Consider the following 19,432-nt stretch of genomic DNA (forward strand, 5'->3'; position numbering starts at 1 on the left):
GCTGCGCCCACGTCGAGTGGTCATTTCGATACCCCAGAACCTGTATCGAAAGACCACTCGACTGGGTGGGGGTGACCGCTCGACTCGGCGGGGGCCGCCCCGAAGTCGAGGATCGGTGCGCCCGGCATGATGGGGGCATGACGACGGAGTCAACCTCGGCGGGCGCCCGCCCTACGCTGCCTGACCACGAGATCCCGACGCTGTCGGTGGACGAGCTGCGCGCCACCCAGCTGGAGCGGCTGCAGCGGACGGTGCGGACGGCATACGAGCACGTCCGGCACTACCGTGAGGCGTTCGACGCCACCGGTGTCCACCCCGATGACGTGACGTCGCTCGGCGACCTGGCCGGTATGCCGTTCACGACCAAGGCGGACCTGCGGGCGAACTACCCCTTCGGGATGTTCGCGGTCCCGCGCGAGCAGGTCGTGCGCGTGCACGCGAGCTCTGGCACGACCGGGCGCCCGACGGTGGTCGGCTACACCGCGCAGGACATCGACACGTGGGCCGACCTCATGGCCCGCTCGATCCGGCTGGCGGGTGGGCATCCTGGTGACGTCGTGCACGTGGCGTACGGGTACGGCCTTTTCACGGGCGGGCTCGGGGCGCACTACGGCGCGGAGCGGCTCGGCGCGACCGTCGTCCCGGTGAGCGGTGGCATGACCGAGCGCCAGGTGCAGCTGATCCGCGACTTCGGGGCCTCGGTCATCATGGTGACGCCGTCCTACTTCCTCAGCCTCCTGGACGAGATGGAGCGCGAGGGAGTCGACCCGCGCGACACGGCCCTTCGAGTCGGCATCTTCGGCGCCGAGCCGTGGACCGAGTCGATGCGCCAGGAGATCGAGCGCCGGACCGGCATGGACGCTGTGGACATCTACGGCCTGTCCGAGGTGATGGGCCCCGGCGTGGCCCAGGAGGCGGCGACGACGAAGGACGGGCTGCACATCTGGGAGGACCACTTCTACCCGGAGGTCATCGACCCGGTCACCGAGGAAGTGCTTCCGGACGGCGAGCTCGGCGAGCTGGTCTTCACCTCGCTGACCAAGCAGGCGATGCCCGTGATCCGTTACCGCACAAGGGATCTCACGCGCCTGCTGCCTGGGACTGCGGTGCCGTCCATGCGGCGGATGCAGAAGGTCACCGGGCGCACCGACGACATGATGATCATCCGCGGTGTGAACGTCTTCCCGACCCAGATCGAGGAGCACGTGCTTGCCGAGCCCCGGCTGTCGCCGTACTTCCAGTGCGTGTTGACCCAGCCCGGCCGGATGGTCGAGCTGACGGTCCTCGTGGAGCCGGTTGAGCGGCTCAGCGACGACGACGCCCGCTCGATCGCCCGGACACTCGAGGCGACGATCAAGCGACGCATCGGGACCAGCTGCCGGGTCGAGGTCCGCGAGCCGGGCTCCATCGAGCGGTCGATCGGCAAGGCGCGCCGGATCGTCGACGAGCGCCCGAAGACCTGAGCGATCCCCTGGTCGAGGTATTCGGATCGATGTATTGGCTCGGGCCATCTGGCGACCTTTCACCTCGAACCGAATACCTCGAACCGCGAGGGCGTGTATCAGGCGCGGGCGTCGGACTTCTGAACGGGCATGAGCCGCATCCCGCCCCACGCCGCCCGCGTCGTCAGCGCCTGGCCGAGCCAGCACGAGCCCCAGCGCCGCCAGCCGCGCGCCCGCCGCGAGTCCGTGCTGTCCCGGATCCTGCACCCGCTGCGCCAGCCGCTGCCCGAGGTCCGGATCGAGACTCCGGCGCCGCGACCGACCGCCAAGCCGGCCCGCCCCGCCTGACGCTCCATGACCTCGCCGGACCCGGCCTGACCGGCTGACCAGCCTGACCGGCTGACCAGCCCGACCGAGCCGACCCGGCGGACCCAGCCACCCGGCATACCCCGCGGTCCTGCCCGACCCAGCCACCCGGCAGACCTGCGTATGCCGGGTGGTTCGTCTATGTCCTGGCGCACCCCCGATGGCGGCCGGACTACTACGGTGAGTAGCATCTACGACGTCATGTAGTTTCCGCACCTGCCTCGCCCTCCGGGAGCCGCCATGGATGCAACGGACCTCGCGAGATGGCAGTTCGCCATCACGACCGTCTACCACTTCCTCTTCGTGCCGATCACGATCGGTCTGTCGCTCGTCGTCGCGATCTTCCACGCCGCCTGGGTGCGCACCAAGAAGCCCGAGTGGATGCGCCTCACCAAGTTCTTCGGCAAGCTCTTCACGATCAACTTCGCGCTCGGCCTCGTCACCGGGATCGTGCAGGAGTTCCAGTTCGGGATGAACTGGAGTGACTACTCCCGCTTCGTCGGCGACATCTTCGGAGCGCCCCTCGCCATCGAGGCGCTGCTCGCCTTCTTCCTCGAGTCGACCTTCCTCGGCCTGTGGATCTTCGGCTGGGGACGGCTGCCCGAGAAGCTCCACGCCGCCACGATGTGGATCGTCCACATCGGAACGGTCCTCTCGGCATACTTCATCCTCGCCGCGAACTCCTTCATGCAGCACCCGGTCGGGTACACGTACAACCCGGCCAGCGGCCGCGCGGAGCTCACCGACTTCTTCGCCGTCCTGACCAACAAGGTGCAGCTCGTCACCTTCCCGCACGTCATCTTCTCCGCCTACATGACCGGCGGCGGCGTCGTCATGGGCGTGGCCATCTGGCTGATGCGCCGCTCGGCCCGGCAGCTGGCCGCCCTCGACGGCGGCGCCGTGAAGGCTCCAGCCCGCGCAGGTGCGTCCCTGGGTGCGGCGACGGCCACGACTGCGCCGCCCCCCGCGGCGACCGTGAAGTCGGAGGTGTCGATGTACCGCAAGGCGGCCCGGTTCGGCGCCGTGTTCACGCTCATCGCATCGGTCGGCGTCATCATCAGCGGCGACACCCAGGGCAAGATCATGACCGAGGTGCAGCCGATGAAGATGGCCGCTGCCGAGGCCCTCTACGAGTCGGTGCCCGAGGGCGTGGGAGCGCCGTTCTCGGTGCTGACGATCGGCTCGCTCGACGGCACGCATGCCAACCCCCTCATCGAGATCCCCGGCCTGCTGTCCTTCCTGGCCACCGGCTCCTTCGACGGCGCGGTACAGGGCATCAACGACCTTCAGAAGCAGTACCAGCAGACCTACGGCGCGAGCGGCAACCCGCTCGTGGCTGCCCCCAACGACAACTACGTCCCGAACATCCCGACCACGTACTGGTCGTTCCGTCTCATGATCGGGCTCGGCATCCTCTGTGCGCTGATCGCCCTGCTCGTGCTGTGGACGACCCGCAGGGGCCGAGCGCCCACCTCTCGGTGGATCACGTATGCCGCTGTGGCCGCTCCGCTCCTGCCGGTGTTCGCCAACTCGTTCGGGTGGATCTTCACCGAGGTCGGTCGCCAGCCCTGGATCGTGTTCGGGCTCATGACGACCACCCACGGGGTCTCCCCGAGCGTGTCGATGGGCGAGGTGATCACCTCGATGGTCGTGTTCACCTTGCTCTACGGAGCGCTCGCCGTCGTCGAGGTGAAGCTCTTCCTCACCTACGTGCGCAAGGGCGCCGAGCCCTTCGAGAAGCCGCAGGACCCCGCCGACCGAGACGAGGACGCCCCCCTCGTCTTCGCTTACTGAGAAGGGCTGGCCACCAATGGATCTCGCGACCTTCTGGTTCATCGTCCTGGCCGTCCTCTGGACCGGCTACTTCGTCCTCGAGGGGTTCGACTTCGGGGTGGGCATGCTGCTGCCCTACCTCGGCGGCAAGCGCTACACGAACGACCCGGCCGACGCAGAGAAGCGCCGCCGCGTGATGCTCAACACCATCGGCCCGGTCTGGGACGGCAACGAGGTGTGGGTGCTCACCGCCGGCGGGGCGACCTTCGCGGCCTTCCCGCACTGGTACGCAACGATGTTCAGCGGTTTCTACCTCGCGCTGCTCGTCATCCTCGTCGGCCTCATCGTGCGCAACCTCGGCTTCGAGTACCGCCACAAGCGACCTCAGAAGGCGTGGAAGGCGCGCTGGGACGCCGCGATCTTCTGGGGCTCGGTCGTGCCGGCATTCCTCTGGGGCGTGGCACTGACGAACGTCGTCCGCGGCCTGCCGATCAACGCCGACATGGAGTTCACCGGCAACCTGCTCACCCTGCTCAACCCGGTCAGCCTGCTCGGCGGCCTCACGTTCGTGGCCCTCTTCATCACCCACGGCGCGATCTTCATCGCGCTCAAGACCGACGGGCAGATCCGGCTGGACGCACGGATCGTCGCCCGCCGCGTCGGGTCCGTCGCCGCGGTCCTCGCGGTCGTGCTGCTCGTGGCGCTCGGCGTCGGCGACGGCAACGTCGCCTCGTGGGTCACCACGGTCATCGCCGCGCTGGCCCTGGTCGGGGCGCTCGCGGCGAACCGCGTCGGGCGTGAGGGCTGGGCGTTCCTCGGCACCGCGGTGACCATCGCGTTGGCCGTGGCGACGTACTTCATCATTCTGTTCCCGAATGTCATGCCGTCGACGACGAACCCCGCCTACAGCCTGACTGTCGACAACGCGTCGAGCACCGACTACACCCTCAAGGTCATGACGATCGTGGCCCTGATCTTCACGCCGATCGTGCTGATCTACCAAGGGTGGACGTACTGGGTCTTCCGGAAGCGCTTGAGCACCAAGCACATTCCCGAGGACGCGCCGCTCGAGCCGGCGGCGCACTGAGGTAGCGCCGTCGTGAAGCCGTTCGACCCGCGACTCCTCCGGGCGGTCCCCGCCGCCCGGAGGCCCGTCGCTGTCCTCGCGGTGATGGGAGTGGTCAGCGGCCTCACGACGATCGCGACGGCCTTCGCCCTCTCGGCGGTGGTCGTCGCGGTCGTCGACGGCAGTGACCTGATCAAGCCGCTCGGGTGGCTCGTCGGGCTGTTCGCGGTCCGGGCACTCCTCGCGGCCGGCAACGAGTGGGTCTCGGCGTGGGCCGGGGTCTCCGTGTCGTCGGCGCTGCGCGCCGCTCTGCTGCGTCGCTGGGGGACGCTGGATGCCGACTCGCGCCTCGAGCCGGGTGCCGCCATCTCCCTGGCGACTGCAGGCACCGCGGCCGTGGAGCCGTATGCCGCCCGCTTCCTCCCGACGCTCGTGACGGCGTCCGTCGTGCCCGTCCTCGCCGTGGCGACGCTCTTCGTGGTCGACTGGCCGAGCGCCGTCGTGGTCGTGCTGACCCTGCCGCTGCTGCCCGTCTTCGCGGCGCTCATCGGCAAGGCTACGGCCGAGTCGACAGAGCGTCGGTGGTCAGCGCTCGCCTCGCTGTCGGGGCACTTCCTCGACGTGGTCCGTGGCCTGCCGACGCTGGTCACGTACGGCCGGGCGCGGCGACAGGTCGAGACGGTGAGCACGGTCAGCGAGCGCCACCGCCGGGCGACGATGGACACCCTCCGCATCGCCTTCCTGTCGTCGGCCGCGCTGGAGCTGCTCGCGACGATCTCGGTGGCGATCGTCGCCGTCATCGTCGGGCTCCGGCTGTCGCACGGGTCGATGACCCTCGGCGCGGGGCTCGTGGCGATCCTGCTGGCGCCCGAGGCGTTCTGGCCGGTGCGCCGCGTCGGTGCCGAGTTCCATGCGGCGGCGGATGGCGCCGTGGCGCTCGACGAGATCCTCGCCCAGCTCGAGCCCTTGGCGCCTCGCTCCGCTCCGGCGCGTGCCGCGGCGCCTGGTGGGCGTTGCCTTCCTCCACTGCGCTCGCTCGTTCCTCCCACGCAGAGCGTGGGACCCAGCTCGCTGCGCTACGTCCAGGCAACGCCGGCGCCGCGGCTCTATGCGACTTCGACGCCGGCACCGCGGCTCGGTGAGGTGCGCGTGCAGGGTCTGACCTATGCGTATTCCGCTGGGCTGGCTCCCGTCGTCCGCGACCTCGACCTCGTGGCCGGGCCTGGCTTGACGGTCGTCACCGGGCCGTCCGGTGCGGGGAAGACAACGCTGCTCGACCTGCTCGCCGGCCTGCGCCGGCCCACCTCGGGCGTGGTCGAGAGCCCGCCCGCCCACTATGTGACGCAGCGGCCCTTCCTCGCGGCCGGGTCGGTGCGCGACGCCCTGACCATCGGGCACCTGGCCACCGACGACCAGCTCTGGGAGGCGCTCCGAGCCGTCGAGGTCGACGGCACCGTGGCGGCACTGCCGGGCGGGCTGTCGGCGAGCCTCGGCGACGACGGGTTCGGCCTCTCGGCCGGTCAGCGGCAGCGTCTCGCTCTCGCTCGCGCCTGGCTGGCACCCGAGACCGTCCTGCTGCTCGACGAGCCGACCGCCCACCTCGATCCCGAGGGCGCGGAGCGGATCGCGCTCGTCATCGCCGAGCTGGCCGAGCGCCGCGTCGTCATCGCGGTCACCCACCGACCCGAGCTGCTCGCACACGCCGACCACCACCTCCGGCCGTTCGAGGTGGTCCCGACATGACTCCCCCCTTCGCAACACACCCGGTAGCCGCGAACATCGACGGAAATAACCAGCAGGGTCTGCGACTGCTCGGTGTGTTGCGCCGATCGAGGCTGCGGAGTCGGGTCTGGTGGCCGTCGTCCGGAACCGTCCGAGGCGGGCTTCTCGGCGGCATCGCCACCGCGGCGGGCATGGCCCTGACGGCGACCTCCGGCTGGCTCATCGTCCGGGCATCCGAGCAGCCCGTCATCCTCACTCTGCTGACGGCCATCGTCGCCGTCCGCGCGTTCGGCATGGCCCGGCCCGTGTTCCGCTACTGGGAGCGCCTCGTCAGCCACGACGCCGCCCTGGCGCTGCTCGCGCGTCGACGCACGGCGGCATACGGAGCACTGATCCCGCTGACGCCCGCCAGGCTGGGTCGGCGGCGCCGCTCCGATGTGCTGACCGGCGTCGTGGACGACCTCACGGACGTCGTCGACGCGCAGGTCCGAGTCACGGTGCCGGTCATCTCGACCGCGATGGCAGGCGGCATGGTCATCGCGCTCACGGCGGCGCTGGCTATGCCGGTCGGCCTCGTGCTCCTTGCCCTCGCCGTGGTCGTCGTGTTCGTCTGCGCGCTGGCCGCACATCTCGAGTCCCGTTCCCTTCCGGACCTGCTCGCCGCGCGCGCCGAGGTCACCCGAGTCGCCGAGCTGATGGCGACGCAGGCGAGCGAGCTGCGGGCCGTCGGCGGCTGGGGCACTGCGCTCGGTTGGCTCGACTCGGCCCACGACCGGCTCGCTCGGGTCACCCGGCGGATCAGCCTGGGCCGGGCCGTGGCGGCTGCCCTGTTCCTCGTGGCTGTGGGCGCCGCTGTCGCAACCTGTGCTGTCATCGCGCAGGGGCTGGCCGTGTCGGCACCGGTCAAGGCGCTCCTCGTGCTGGCCCCGGTTGCCGTGTCCGAGGCGATCACGCCGCTCGTCGACGCCATGCGCGCGCTCGCCCGCGCTCGGGGCAGCGAGCGCCGCATCGACGCGTTGCTCGACCTGCCTCCCGCCGTCAAGGACAGGACGGTCAGCACCGACGGTGAGGACCAGCAGGGCGAGGACCGGCCGGGCGAGGACCCGAGCGGCCGGGTGGTCCCGGTCCCAGGGAGTGTCGAGATCGTCACCCGAGGGGTGACCGCGTCGTGGGGTGCTCCCGGAGACGCGAGCCGCTCGGCGGTCGTCGCCGTCGGCGCCGCGCCCACCGACCTCGCGCCCACCGACCTCGCGCCCACCGACCTCGCGCCCACCGACCTCGCGCCCACCGACCTCGACCTACCGCCCGGCCGGCGCCTCGTCGTCACCGGACCCAACGGCAGTGGCAAGTCGACCTTGCTCGCCGTGCTCGCCCGCCAACTCGACCCCACGGGCGGGGAGTACCTCCTCGACGGCACGGACGCGCTCGACGAGCCCCTCGAGACCAGCCGGTCTCGGATCGCGTTCGTCGACGCCGAGACCCATGTCTTCGCCACCACATTGCGCAACAACCTCACCCTGGCCCGACCCGATGCGACCGACGCGGACATCCTGGTTGCGCTCGAGAGCGCCGGGCTCGGCGGCCTGGTGGCCGGTCTGCCCGACGGTCTCGACACGACCCTCGGGGCCGGCGGCCGAGGCCTCTCCGGAGGAGAGCGGGCTCGCCTCGGCATCGCCCGGGCCCACCTCAGCGGCCGTCCGGTCGTCCTGCTCGACGAGCCGGTCGCCCACCTCGACCCCCCGACGGCACATGCCGTCGTGGCGGATCTCACGCGCCGGACCGGCGTGTCCGAGGAACTCAGCACCCCTGCCCGAACGCTCGTCATGGTGACGCACCGTGACGAGGGCACAGACCTGTTCGACGAGATCCTCGAGCTGCATCACCCGGCATCAGGCACGATGCCGTCCACACCCGTGGTCGCCGCCGACCACGCGCACGAAGCCGACCCACCCCGTCGGTAGATTGGAACAGCCATGCCCAGCACCCCCCGCAACCGCCTCGGCGACCTCGAGCGCGCCGTCATGGAGAATCTCTGGAGCACATCCGAGATCCACCCCGAAGGCCGGACCGTCCGTGACGTCCACGACGACATCGGCGTCGACCGTGGTCTCGCCTACACGACCCTCATGACCGTGCTCGACCGGATGGCGAAGAAGGACCTCGTCCACCGCGAGCGCGACGGCCGCGCCTGGCGCTACACCCCCGCCTCGACGCGCGCCGAGCTCACCTCGGAGACCCTGCACCACACGCTCGGCGAGCTCGCGGGCGACACTCGGCGCAGCGCGCTGCTGCACTTCCTCGACGAGTCGACCCCGGAAGAGATCGACGAGCTCAAGGCGGCGCTCGCCGAGCTCGAGGCCCGGCGCCCCGACCCGGCCGGCGACGGGCATCACCGCGTCGGCCGAAGCACCTCAGCCTGACGCATGCTCGTCGTCGCCGCGCTCGTCGTGCTTGCCGCGCTGCTCGCATGGCCGGCGCCTCGCGCGCTGGCCGCTGCGACCGCACTGCGCCGCGAGCCGCGCGCGGCGCTCGTCCTGTGGCAGGCCACCGCGGTCGCGGCCGTCCTCGCCGCGCTGCTGGCGGCACCGGCCGCGATCCCCGCCATCGTCGGCCCGAGCACCTCGATCGCGGACCAGTGGCCCACCCTCGTCGTCGCCGCCGTCCTGACCGCCCTCGTCGCCGGCCGGCTGCTGCTGTCGGGTGACCGGGTCGGTCGCAACCTGCGTGCCGCGCGACGCCGTCACCGCGAGCTGGTCGACCTGCTGGGCGACGACCACCCGGGCGACCGGCACACGCGGGTGCTCGAGCACACGACGCCGACGGCATACTGCGTGCCTGGGGTCCACCGTCGAGTCGTGCTCACGCAGGGCACCATCGCGCGCCTCCGCCCGGACGAGCTGGATGCCGTGCTCGCCCACGAGCGGGCCCATCTCGGTGCGCGGCACGACCTCGTCATGGAGTTCTTCACGGTCGTCCACGAGGCGGTCCCGCGGTTCGTGCGCTCCGAGGCCGCGCTGCGCGAGGTGCACCTGCTCATCGAGGTTCTCGCCGACCGCGCGGCCGTGCGCCGGGCGGGCGTGCTGAGCACCGGTCGTGCCATCGTCGCGATGGCCGACGCCCCGAAGCCCACCGGCACGATGGCGATGCGCGAGAGCACCGCCGACGCCAAGGCCCGGATCGAGCTGCTCGATGCCGGGCGGATCGCCGGGCTCCCGCCAGCCGTCACGGCCACCGCGATGTATGCCGTCTCGATCTTCGTCGTCGCCGCACCCCTCGCCCTGTTCGCCCTCGGCATCGCCGACTTCGCGCTCTCCTGACCCGAGCGCCGGGCCGCTCACCACCCCGATTCCGGGCCCGGCCCTCGGGTCGAGGAGCACTTTCCTACGATCGAGCCGCCGGGGGTCTCCGGGTCAGATCACCCTCCGATCATCCCGGCCGTACCGGTGCTGATGTACTCCTTGCGACACCGGGCGCAGGCCATGTACCGGCCTCCGTCGTCGGCGCCGTACCACTTCCAGACGTGGTGGGTGTTCGTGCGGCAGGCGAGCGGAGGCTTCGCCACCGGCGCAGGCTGTGGACCCCCGTCGGTCAGGGCCGCATGCATCGAGTGACCCGACAGGGCCACGCCGACGGCATACCGCCACGCGGCCAGCCGCCCGAGGCCGTGCATCTCGGCGACGAGCTCGTCGTGGTATCGGTCGCGCTGCTCGGACGGCAGCCCGTGCGTCGCCCGCTCCATCGCTCTCACTGCAAACCTCACGGAACCCCGTGTCTGCTTCTTCCTCATGTCAAGCCCCCTTTGGGCACAGGAGCAAAGCCGGCCCTCGGCCGGCGCGCGGTTTCCATGGCTCGACGGGCCTGGGCCGCCCCAGACTCCGTCAGCCGGTAGTACCTGCGCGCCGGCCGCCCCTCCCGGCTTGGGTCGATGTCCTCCCACCTCGACTCGAGCCAGCCGACTCGTTCGAGGCGCGCAAGGATCGGGTGGACAGTGCCGCTCGGGAGCCCGGCGGCCTGCCCGATCTGTGAGCCGTACCAGTCCGCCGCGAGATCGCTCATCAGCACGCCCAGGACCAGCTGGGTCGCGAGAGTCATCCGCGGGGGCATAGTCGTACTCTACCTAGGGTCGATGGGTCTGCTCAAGGGATCGCGACCAACCCGGCCTACGCCGTCCAGCCCGGGCGGGACGGCGTAGGCGGTTCGCGAGTCCTGGCCCCCGACACCCAGCCGCGGCTGGATTCTGTAGGCCCCGGGGGCGTCGATAGGGTTGCGGGCATGCGCGTACTCGTCAGCGGCGGCGCCGGCTACATCGGCTCGCACACCGTGGTCCAGCTCGTCGCGGCAGGACATGACGTCCTCATCGTCGACAACTTCGCCAACAGCAAGCCCACGGTCGTCAACCGTCTCGAGGCCCTGACGGGCACCCACCTGCCGGTTCACGGCTTCGACCTGTGCGACGTCGACAAGACGGAGCACCTGTTCGCGCACGAGCAGATCGACGCCGTCATCCACTTCGCCGGCCTCAAGGCTGTCGGCGAGAGCGTGGACAAGCCGCTCGAGTACTACGAGAACAACCTCGGGTCCACCTTCTCGCTCGTGCGTGCGATGCGCCGCCACGGCGTCGACAAGCTGGTCTTCAGCTCCTCCGCAACGGTCTACGGCACCGACCAGGAGGCAGCGACCGAGGACCGCCGGACGTTCGCCACGAACCCGTACGGCTGGACGAAGGTGATGCAGGAGCAGGTGCTGCGCGATGTCGCCCTCGCCGACCCGTGGATGCGGATCGCCCTGCTGCGCTACTTCAACCCGATCGGTGCCCACGTGTCGGGCACTCTCGGTGAAGACCCGCAGGGCATCCCTAACAACCTCGTGCCCTACATCGCGCAGGTCGCGATCGGCCGCCGCGAGTACCTGTCGGTCTACGGCGACGACTACCCGACCAAGGACGGCACGGGCGAGCGCGACTACATCCATGTCGAGGACCTCGCCGCCGGCCACCTCGCCGCCCTGACCCGGCTCGGCACGATGGACGAGCCCGTCGGCACCTGGAACCTCGGGACCGGGCACGGGACCTCGGTGCTGGAGATGCTGCACGCCTTCGAGCGGGCTGTCGGGCGGGAGCTGCCCTACCGCGTGGTGGCGCGCCGGCCCGGCGATGTCGCAGTGTCGTTCGCCGACCCGAGCCGGGCTAACGCGGAGCTCGGCTGGACCGCCGAGCGGACCATCGACGACATGTGCGCCGACTCGTGGCGCTGGCAGAGCGCGAACCCGAACGGCTACCCCGACGCGTAACATTTGCGCCTCGCTTCGCTGCGGCGCGTGCCACGGCGCCTGGTAGGCGTCGCCTTCCTCCGCTCCGCTCGCTCGTTCCTCCCACGCAGAGCGTGGGACCCAGCTCGCTGCGCTGCGTCCAGGCAACGCCGGCGCCGCGGCTCTGCTGGCTGGCTCCTCGCGCCGCAGCGAAGCGAGGCTCAGACAGTTCAGCGCCAGATTATGGCTGGGGGTTCAGGGCGTCGTAGTCGCGGAACGAACGCACCCGCGCGACGGACAGCGTGACGAGGACGACGACGAGTATGCCGCCGACGACCGGGGGCACCCACGTGGCCGTCAGCGTCGCAAGCGTCCCGGCGAACATCTGCCCGAGCCTCGGACCTCCCGTCACGACGACGGTGAACACGCCCTGGGTGCGCCCGCGAAGGTGGTCGGGGACCGCGGCCTGAAGGATCGACGTCCGGAAGATCGCGCTGATGTTGTCGGACCCGCCGGCGATGGCCAGGAACAGGGCGGCAAGCGCCAGGGCGACGGCGTTGACGTCGCCGAAGTCCATCGACGCGACGGCGCTGCCGGTGAGCTGGATGACGGCGAGCACAAGGCCGAAGCCGACGATGGCCAGGCCGTAGGAGACGATCGCGTTGCGGATCGCCAGGCCCTGCCAGCGCAGCCCCGTGAGCCGACCGGAGACGAGGCTGGACAGGATGCCGCCGACGGCGAAGGCCGCGAGGAGCAGGCCGGCGGTGACCGAGCCGCCGCCGATGATGACCGCGCCGACGGCGGGCAACAGGACCATCGGCTGCCCGAACGTCATGGCGATGATGTCGACGACGAAGCTCATCCGGACGTTGGGCGCACGCCGCAGGTGAGCGAGGCCGTCCAGGACGGAGCGGAAGCCGCTCGCGACGTGATGCTCGCCCTCCGGCTTGATGCGCGGGAGGGTCCAGAGCCCGAAGAAGCCAGCGAGGAACAGCAGGACGTCGACGGTGTGGGTCCATGCGAACCCGGCCCGGGCCACGAGCACGCCCGCCACGCCGGGCCCGACGGTGACCATGACCCCGCCGGAGATGCCCATCAGGGCCGCCGCCTTCGGCAGCAGCTCGTTCGGCAGCAGCCGCGGCGTGATCGCCTGCCTCGTCGCCGAGGCGATGGTCGCGGCGACGGCGTTGACGGTGGTGATGATGTAGAACGGCCAGACCACCTCGACGTGGGCCCAGGCGATCGTGGCGAGGGCGATGGTGGAGAGCCAGGCCAGGGTCGAGGACAGGATCGCCACGGTGCGCCGGTCGAACCGGTCCGCGATGGCGCCGCCGTAGAGACCGGCCACGATCATCGGCAGCAGGCTGAACCACGCGACGAGCGACACCATGAAGGTGGAGTGCGTCAGGTCGTAGATGTGCAGTCCGACGGCGGTGTTCGTCACGAAGGTGCCGATGCCGGCCAGGGTGTTGCCGAACCAGAGCCTCGCGAAGGGCGGGCTGACCCGCAGCGGTGTGAGGTCGACGAAGTGTGACCGGTGCCCCGCGGCCGATGCGGTGCCCGACTCGTGCTCGGGCGGTGCGTCGGTCTCGGGGGGTCGTTCACTCACACGAGGAACCTACGCCACGGCCGCATGTGCCCCGAACTCGTGCCCAGAGGCCGGCTCGTCGACCGGCTCGGCCCCAAGGCCGGAGCCCAGGTCCGCCGTGTCCGCCGTGGCGGAGAAGCGGCCGGCATGCGCCACGTCGACCTCACGCAGCCGCGAGCCGTCCCGCACCCAGACCCAGCTGCCGTCGGCCTCCCGGCGCGCGACCTGGGTCTGCACCGTCCCGTCGGGCGAGGTCGACGTCGTCATCGCCAGGTCGCCGCACCGGATCACGCGTGCGGCGCGCCGCGCGGTGCCGGCATCCAGCGCCCCGGCATCCAGCGCCCCGGCCTCCGGCGCGTCGGCCTCCAGGGCGCCTGCACCCAGTGCAGCCGCGAACGCGGCGCGGATCGCCGCGTGCCCAGCCGCCTCGCGACCGCGCGGCAGACTCACGACGGCGTCAGCGGCATACAGCCTCAAGATCCCGTCGAGGTCGCCGTGCGCGACGCACTCGGCGAAGCGCAGCTCGAGGAGCTCGGGGGCAGGGACACCGGCGGCTGTCGTCGTCATGGCCACACCGTTGCACCCGCCACCGACACCCCGGCGACCCCCGCTGTCGGCAAGGAGGGCATCGCCTCTTGATCGGAGGTGTTGAATGGGGCTCATGTCGTCTCGCCCACTTCACGTCACGTTCGTGTGCAGCGGCAACATCTGCAGGTCGCCGATGGGCCACGTGATCCTTGAGCAGCTGGTCGACGATGCGGGCCTGAACGGCCGGGTGACGGTCACCTCGAGCGGCACCGGCGACTGGCACGTCGGAGAGCACGCCGACCCCCGCACCGTCTCGGTCCTCGCCGAGCACGGGTACGACGGATCCACCCACCGGGCACGGGAGTTCGACCCTGCAGAGTTCGACGACCTCGACCTGGTCCTCGCGTCCGACGAGGGTCACGTGCGCGCCCTGCAGCGGCTCGCGCGCACGCCCCACAACCGCGCGAAGATCAGACTGGTGCGAGAGTTCGACCCCGAGGCGGTCGCCGCCGGGACGCTCGAGACGAGCGACCCGTGGTACGGCGGCGACGAGCACTTCGCGCGGTGCTTCGACGAGGTCGAGGCCGCCTGCCATGGCATCCTCGACCACGTCAGGGAGCAGCTGAACCACGAACCAGAGCCCGAGAACCTGAGCTGAGCCAGACCAGAGCGAGACCAAGAGCGAGACCAGAACGTGAGTGTGCCCGACTACCCCTATGGAGCTCCCTGCTGGGTCGACCTGCTCGTGAGCGACGTCGACCGAGCGAAGACCTTCTATGCCGACCTCTTCGGGTGGCAGTGGCTGGCGGGGGACCCCGCGACCGGCGGCTACACCATGGCGCTGCTCGGGGGGCAGCCCGTTGCCGGGATCAGCCACAAGCCCGACAGCGCGCCGATCGCCAGCCAGTGGACGACCTACCTGCGGGTCGGTGACATCAACGCCGCCGCCGACGCCATCAACGCCCACGGCGGGCGCACCCTTGGACATCCCGTCGCCATCGGTGCCCTCTCCCGGACCCTCATCGCGCTCGACCCAGGTGGTGCGTACTTCGGCGTCTGGGAGCCGGGCGACCTGCCTGGATCCGGCGTCCTCGACGAGCCCGGCTCGCTGACGTGGAACGAGCTGCTCACGCGCGACTACGACCGGGTGCAGGCCTTCCAGCTCGGTGTCTTCGGGCACGAGTTCACCGACGAGACAGAGCCCGGCGGGCCGCGTTGGGCCACCGCGCACACGGGAGACGGCAACCCGGCATACGGCCTCTCCGAGATCGACAACGGGTGGCCGGCCGCGATCCCCGCCCACTGGGTCGCGTCGTTCGCCACCCACAACGTCGTGTCCGCGCTCGCCCGGGCCCTCGACCTCGGCGCCAAGCTCCTGCAGGGGCCCTTCGACGGCCCCTACGGCGTGGGCGCCGTCCTCTGCGGCCCCGAGGGCGAGGTCTTCTCGATCCTCGTGCCTGACCTCGACTGACGTCGACTCGCGTCGTCGCTGCCCGCGACACCGCTGGGTACGCCGTCGGCACCGTTGCGCTGATCGCCTCCCCGGCGGTCGGCTGGACGACGGCCAGCGCCGCGCGCACGCTCTGGGAGAATGCCGGCATGGCATCTCTCGCTGACGCGAACCCGCCCATCGCGCTCGGGGCGCTCGACGGCCGCTACCGCGGTGCAATTGCTCCGCTCGTCGACCACCTCTCCGAGGCAGCGCTCAACCGCGAGCGCGTCCATGTCGAGGTCGAGTGGCTCGTCTTCCAGACGACGCACGGCGTCGTTCCCGGGGTGCGCAAGCTGAGCGACGACGAGGTCCGCGCGCTACGAGCCGTCGTCGACGCCTTCGGGCCCGCGGAGGTCGCCGAGCTGGCCGAGATCGAGCGGGTCACCGTGCACGACGTCAAGGCGATCGAGTACTTCCTCAAGAAGCGCCTCGCCGAGATCGCGCCGGCACCCGAGGACCGGGGCCTGGCCGAGCTCATCCACTTCGGGTGCACGAGCGAGGACATCAACAACCTGTCGTACGCCCTGATGGTCCAGGGCGCGGTGAAGCACGTCTGGCTGCCCCGGGCGACCGCTCTCGTCGGCCAGCTCTCGACGATGGCGCGGGAGCTCAAGGACGTGCCGCTGCTCGCCCACACCCACGGCCAGCCCGCGACCCCGACGACGATGGGCAAGGAGCTCGCAGTCCTCGCACACCGGCTCCGCCGACAGCTGCGCCGGATCGGCGGACAGGAGTATCTCGGGAAGTTCAACGGCGCGACGGGCACCTTCGGGGCGCACGCGCTCGCCCTGCCCGACGTCGACTGGCCCGCGGTGTCGCGGGAGTTCGTCGAGGGGCTCGGCCTCACGTGGAACCCGCTCACGACCCAGATCGAGAGCCATGACTGGCAGGCCGAGCTGTATGCCGACATGGCACGCTTCAACCGCGTGCTGCACAACGTGTGCACCGACGTCTGGACCTACATCTCGATGGGGTACTTCGCCCAGGTCCGTGGGCAGGGCACGGTCGGCTCCTCGACGATGCCGCACAAGGTCAACCCGATCCGCTTCGAGAACGCCGAGGCCAACCTCGAGGTCTCCAACGCGCTGCTCGACGTGCTGGGCTCGACGCTCGTGCAGAGCCGCCTCCAGCGCGACCTCACCGACTCGTCCATGCAGCGCAACATCGGCACGGCCTTCGGCCACTCGCTGCTGGCTCTCGACAACGTCTCGCGCGGGCTGGCCGGGCTCGACGCTGTGCCCGAGGCCATGGCCGCAGATCTCGAGGCCAACTGGGAGGTGCTCGGCGAGCCGATCCAGTCCGCAATGAGGGCCCTTGGCGCACAAGGGGTTCCGGGCATGGAGGAGCCTTACGAGCGGCTCAAGGAGCTGACCCGCGGGCGACGGATCACAGGCGACGACCTCCGCGAGTTCGTCCGGGGCCTCGGGTTGCCGGCGGACGTCGAGGCTCGGTTCCTCGCGCTGACACCCCAGACCTACACGGCCCTTGCCGCCCGCCTCGTCGACGACTACCTCGGCTGACTCTCGTGCTCACGTCGCTGATCCCCAAGGTGTTCTACGACGACCTGAGCGTCGGGCTGGACCTGTTCGTGGACGGGATCGGCATGGAGGTGCTCCATAGGTCCGGGGACTTCGTGGTCGCCGGGCGCGATGCGTGCAAGGTCTACCTCGTCGAGGACGGGGAGTACGCCGCGAAGGACCGCCCGGAGCTGGCCATCGAGACGGACGCGATCGACGAGGTGTACGCCGACATCGTTGCGAGGCGGCCGGACCTGCTGCATCCGACCTACCCGTCGGGGGGTGGCATCATCCGGCGCGAGTACGGCGCCAGGGAGTTCGCGTTGCTCGACTCGACCACCGTGTGCGTCGTCTTCCGCGACTGGACCTGACCGGAGGCCGACTGATCGGCTGCGCGCTCGGGCGCGCGGGCTCGGGTTCAGCTCAAGGCCTGTAGCGCGCGGTCGAAGAAGACCAGTACGTCCGTCGTGCCGACCAGGGCCAGCAGGTGCGTGTACACGCCGGCCAGGTCAGCGTCTGCCCTGATGGTTCGTTGCAGACGGGTGAGTCTTCCGGGGCCTGCCTCCTGCTCGGTCTCATGACCCGCTTCGCGATCGGCTACTCGCTCAGTGGGGTCAGGGATCATCCCTTTGGCCTGCGCGATGGCGAGGACCTGTCGGGCGATGCGCTCTGCCTCCTGGAAGACCGCCTGCCGCTCGACGATCACGGTGTTGAGGACGTCGGTGCCACGCTGGAGTACCAGCGCTGCTGTCGCGTCACGAACCTTCCGCGGGCTGGGCCGACCCGAGATGTCGAGCTCCTCGAGTCGGACGCCCCTCGTGGCCTGGATCAGCACCGCGCGGCCCGTCGCGATCTGCGAGACGGCCGGGATCCGGTTGTTCTCCAAGGCGACCTCGCAGTCCTTCAGCCAGTGCTGCACCCCGTCTGCAAACTCGGAGTCACGCGCTTCGAGCTTGTCGACGAGGCCGGACACGCGCTGCAGCAGCGAGACGATCTCTTCGTACTGCATCAGGTTGAGGGCCACGGTCACTCCGGAGTGAGGCGGAAGCCGTCACCGTCGGGCTCCTCGAGGATCTCGTAGGCGTCCTCGGTCACGTTGAGCCGGATGCGAACGACATTCGCGCTGTCGGCCCTTGCTCTGATCTCTTCGGCACCGACGATGACCTCGACCGATGGCGACAGCATCCGTTTGCTGTCGAACAGCTGGTTCAAGGACGCGGCGGCAGACTCGGGGAAACCCTGGAGGTCCGGGGCCATCGCGGCGCCCTTCGCCGAAGCCTTCACCGTGTCGACCGCAGCATCGGCGACCCTGGTCGCCAGACCCTGCGGAGTGAGCAACCGGTGCTCGCCCTCGGCGAAGACCCTGTCCACCGCATCGACTGCTGCCGCGACCACGCTTGCGCTGTCGGGGCGAGGCAGCCTCAGACGCGACTCCGTCATGGCGCTCCGGACCGCCTTGGTCACCTCACCGGCGGTCGGCTTGGCGACCGACCAGCCCATGGCCTTCTCCTCGCCGACACCGATGTCCGCAATGAGCAGTGGAAGGTCGACGACCACCTCGGGCAGCCGGATGCGAGGGATGGACAGGAGCTTCATGACAGGGTCCGAGCTGTAGGCGCGCGCAATCCTCACTGCCTCGAGATCCGCCGCGGCCCGCGCCTGGGCCACATTGGACAGCAGCGCTCCGATGACCTCCCCAAGGGACGGCATGTCAGCCCACGTCAGGACGGCTCAGGCTTCGACCGCAGCAGGCGCCTTGACCGGCTGAGCCTTGATGGCATCCTCCAAGATGCCGAGCAGCTTCTCCATCCCCGCAGGCATCTCGTCCTGCGTCGCCCTGATGTGGACGGCCATCGAGTACGTTCGGTCGACCTTCGTGCCCGTCTGGGTGTTCTTCTGGTAGGACGTGGACACCTTCAGGTTGACCGACGCGACCGCGAAGAGCGGCGGGTACTTGACGGTGGTGTCGAGAGAGGCGTCGAACTTGAAGGTCTCGTCCGTCTTGACCTCCTCGACCGAGTTGATCTTGGCGTTGAAGTCGATGGTGGTCTCTTCGATCCGGATGAACGGGATCGGCAACATCGTGAGGATCGGCACCTCGAGGTGCATCGTCTGGAACTGGGCCGGCTGGGCAGCGGTCGCGGCCTGGAACGTCGCCGTCGCCGTCGCCGAGCTGCCCCCGGGAGACGCTTGGATGGTGATACTCGGAGCTGCCGTATAGCCGGTCCCGGGGTCGGTGATCGTGACCGAGGCGACCGCTCCCGCGGCGCCGAGCTGCGCGGTCAGGGCCAGGCCGGAACCGCCGCCACCGCTGGCGGTGACCGTGGGTGCGGTGGTGTAGCCGCTGCCGCCGTCCGTGACCTGGATGGCGCTGACCCGCGCAGCCACCGCTGGCTGGTAGGGCGCGACCTCTTTCGGATACTTGAACGATACATATATTGGATCGCCAGTCTGCGCCTTGGTCGGGTCGTCCGCACTCCCCGGTTTGAACCCCACCGCCTTGATGAAGTTCACCGAGCTCATCGCGGCTTGTGCCTGTGCATCGACGACGGCAATGAGGGGCCCGCCGAGCATCGAACGGAAGTCGATCGACGAGAGTTCTCGCCCTGGTTCGCTTGCCATGAATTCCCCCTGAATCGCTGTGTGGCTTGCTTCCCGCTGTAACAATCAACGTTACGGCGCTCGGATCCA

General features: G+C 70.1%; 20 protein-coding genes. 13 read left to right on the plus strand and 7 right to left on the minus strand.

The features are described from left to right. Window positions 1–137 precede the first annotated feature (137 nt). The 8 genes from paaK (at window position 138) to ACYVLP_RS03935 (ending at window position 9,686) form a co-directional block, all read left to right on the plus strand. A complete protein-coding gene (paaK, locus tag ACYVLP_RS03900; RefSeq protein ID WP_460626024.1) occupies window positions 138–1,463 on the plus strand; it encodes a phenylacetate--CoA ligase PaaK in 1,326 nt (441 codons plus the stop codon). 129 nt (window positions 1,464–1,592) lie between these two features. Beyond that, window positions 1,593–1,790 carry a hypothetical protein gene (locus ACYVLP_RS03905; RefSeq protein WP_460626025.1) on the plus strand — a complete coding sequence of 66 codons (198 nt, stop codon included), beginning with the start codon at window positions 1,593–1,595 and terminating at the stop codon, window positions 1,788–1,790. A 258-nt stretch (window positions 1,791–2,048) separates the two neighbouring features. Then, window positions 2,049–3,602: a cytochrome ubiquinol oxidase subunit I gene (locus tag ACYVLP_RS03910; protein ID WP_460626026.1), complete on the plus strand. Its 1,554-nt coding sequence runs from the start codon at window positions 2,049–2,051 to the stop codon at window positions 3,600–3,602. A gap of 16 nt (window positions 3,603–3,618) precedes the next feature. Further along, on the plus strand, window positions 3,619–4,668 hold the full coding sequence (gene cydB, locus ACYVLP_RS03915) for a cytochrome d ubiquinol oxidase subunit II (protein WP_460626027.1): 1,050 nt from the start codon (window positions 3,619–3,621) through the stop codon (window positions 4,666–4,668). Window positions 4,669–4,680: 12 nt separating this feature from the next. Continuing rightward, complete coding sequence (cydD, locus tag ACYVLP_RS03920) at window positions 4,681–6,390, plus strand: thiol reductant ABC exporter subunit CydD (protein ID WP_460626028.1); 1,710 nt, start codon at window positions 4,681–4,683, stop codon at window positions 6,388–6,390. Further along, on the plus strand, window positions 6,387–8,330 hold the full coding sequence (locus ACYVLP_RS03925) for an amino acid ABC transporter ATP-binding/permease protein (RefSeq protein ID WP_460626029.1): 1,944 nt from the start codon (window positions 6,387–6,389) through the stop codon (window positions 8,328–8,330). The genes cydD and ACYVLP_RS03925 overlap by 4 nt, the downstream gene beginning before the upstream one ends. Before the next feature lie 12 nt (window positions 8,331–8,342). Next, on the plus strand, window positions 8,343–8,789 hold the full coding sequence (locus tag ACYVLP_RS03930; protein WP_460626030.1) for a BlaI/MecI/CopY family transcriptional regulator: 447 nt from the start codon (window positions 8,343–8,345) through the stop codon (window positions 8,787–8,789). Between the two features lie 3 nt (window positions 8,790–8,792). Then, the gene (locus ACYVLP_RS03935; protein WP_460626031.1) at window positions 8,793–9,686 is read left to right on the plus strand and encodes a M56 family metallopeptidase; all 894 of its coding nucleotides are present in this window, start codon (window positions 8,793–8,795) and stop codon (window positions 9,684–9,686) included. A gap of 98 nt (window positions 9,687–9,784) precedes the next feature. Here ACYVLP_RS03935 and ACYVLP_RS03940 read toward each other — a convergent pair whose 3' ends face one another. Together ACYVLP_RS03940 and ACYVLP_RS03945 are read right to left on the minus strand one after the other, a co-directional pair. Next, a complete protein-coding gene (locus ACYVLP_RS03940) occupies window positions 9,785–10,156 on the minus strand; it encodes a hypothetical protein (RefSeq protein WP_460626032.1) in 372 nt (123 codons plus the stop codon). Continuing rightward, a complete protein-coding gene (locus ACYVLP_RS03945; RefSeq protein ID WP_460626033.1) occupies window positions 10,153–10,461 on the minus strand; it encodes a PadR family transcriptional regulator in 309 nt (102 codons plus the stop codon). The genes ACYVLP_RS03940 and ACYVLP_RS03945 overlap by 4 nt, the downstream gene beginning before the upstream one ends. Window positions 10,462–10,641: 180 nt before the next feature. On the opposite strand from ACYVLP_RS03945, the gene galE reads away from it, so the two are divergent. Beyond that, window positions 10,642–11,658 (plus strand): UDP-glucose 4-epimerase GalE, encoded by a 1,017-nt coding sequence (galE, locus tag ACYVLP_RS03950; RefSeq protein ID WP_460626034.1) that lies wholly within the window; start codon window positions 10,642–10,644, stop codon window positions 11,656–11,658. 199 nt (window positions 11,659–11,857) lie between these two features. On the opposite strand, the gene ACYVLP_RS03955 is transcribed toward galE, so the two are convergent. Both ACYVLP_RS03955 and ACYVLP_RS03960 read right to left on the minus strand, forming a co-directional pair. Further along, on the minus strand, window positions 11,858–13,225 hold the full coding sequence (locus ACYVLP_RS03955) for an MFS transporter (RefSeq protein ID WP_460626035.1): 1,368 nt from the start codon (window positions 13,223–13,225) through the stop codon (window positions 11,858–11,860). Between the two features lie 9 nt (window positions 13,226–13,234). Next, window positions 13,235–13,771 (minus strand): nuclear transport factor 2 family protein, encoded by a 537-nt coding sequence (locus tag ACYVLP_RS03960; protein ID WP_460626036.1) that lies wholly within the window; start codon window positions 13,769–13,771, stop codon window positions 13,235–13,237. A gap of 94 nt (window positions 13,772–13,865) precedes the next feature. Between ACYVLP_RS03960 and ACYVLP_RS03965 the strand changes: the two genes are divergently transcribed. From ACYVLP_RS03965 to ACYVLP_RS03980, 4 genes are all read left to right on the plus strand, one after another. Then, window positions 13,866–14,390: a low molecular weight protein-tyrosine-phosphatase gene (locus ACYVLP_RS03965; protein WP_460626037.1), complete on the plus strand. Its 525-nt coding sequence runs from the start codon at window positions 13,866–13,868 to the stop codon at window positions 14,388–14,390. A 36-nt stretch (window positions 14,391–14,426) separates the two neighbouring features. Further along, entirely contained in the window at window positions 14,427–15,203 is a 777-nt protein-coding gene (locus ACYVLP_RS03970) for a VOC family protein (protein WP_460626038.1), read from the plus strand. Window positions 15,204–15,331: 128 nt separating this feature from the next. Next, the gene (purB, locus tag ACYVLP_RS03975) at window positions 15,332–16,744 is read left to right on the plus strand and encodes an adenylosuccinate lyase (protein WP_460626039.1); all 1,413 of its coding nucleotides are present in this window, start codon (window positions 15,332–15,334) and stop codon (window positions 16,742–16,744) included. A gap of 5 nt (window positions 16,745–16,749) precedes the next feature. After that, complete coding sequence (locus tag ACYVLP_RS03980; protein WP_460626040.1) at window positions 16,750–17,112, plus strand: VOC family protein; 363 nt, start codon at window positions 16,750–16,752, stop codon at window positions 17,110–17,112. 47 nt (window positions 17,113–17,159) lie between these two features. Here the strand turns inward: ACYVLP_RS03980 and ACYVLP_RS03985 are convergent, their stop codons facing one another. Genes ACYVLP_RS03985 through ACYVLP_RS03995 form a run of 3 tightly spaced genes read right to left on the minus strand, consistent with a single transcriptional unit; the run spans window position 17,160 to window position 19,363 of the window. Next, the gene (locus ACYVLP_RS03985) at window positions 17,160–17,765 is read right to left on the minus strand and encodes a hypothetical protein (protein ID WP_460626041.1); all 606 of its coding nucleotides are present in this window, start codon (window positions 17,763–17,765) and stop codon (window positions 17,160–17,162) included. A gap of 2 nt (window positions 17,766–17,767) precedes the next feature. After that, window positions 17,768–18,451, minus strand: a complete 684-nt coding sequence (locus tag ACYVLP_RS03990) for a hypothetical protein (RefSeq protein ID WP_460626042.1) — start codon at window positions 18,449–18,451, stop codon at window positions 17,768–17,770. A gap of 21 nt (window positions 18,452–18,472) precedes the next feature. Continuing rightward, window positions 18,473–19,363 carry a DUF2589 domain-containing protein gene (locus ACYVLP_RS03995; RefSeq protein WP_460626043.1) on the minus strand — a complete coding sequence of 297 codons (891 nt, stop codon included), beginning with the start codon at window positions 19,361–19,363 and terminating at the stop codon, window positions 18,473–18,475. Window positions 19,364–19,432: the final 69 nt, after the last annotated feature.

The organism is Intrasporangium mesophilum (assembly GCF_054783095.1).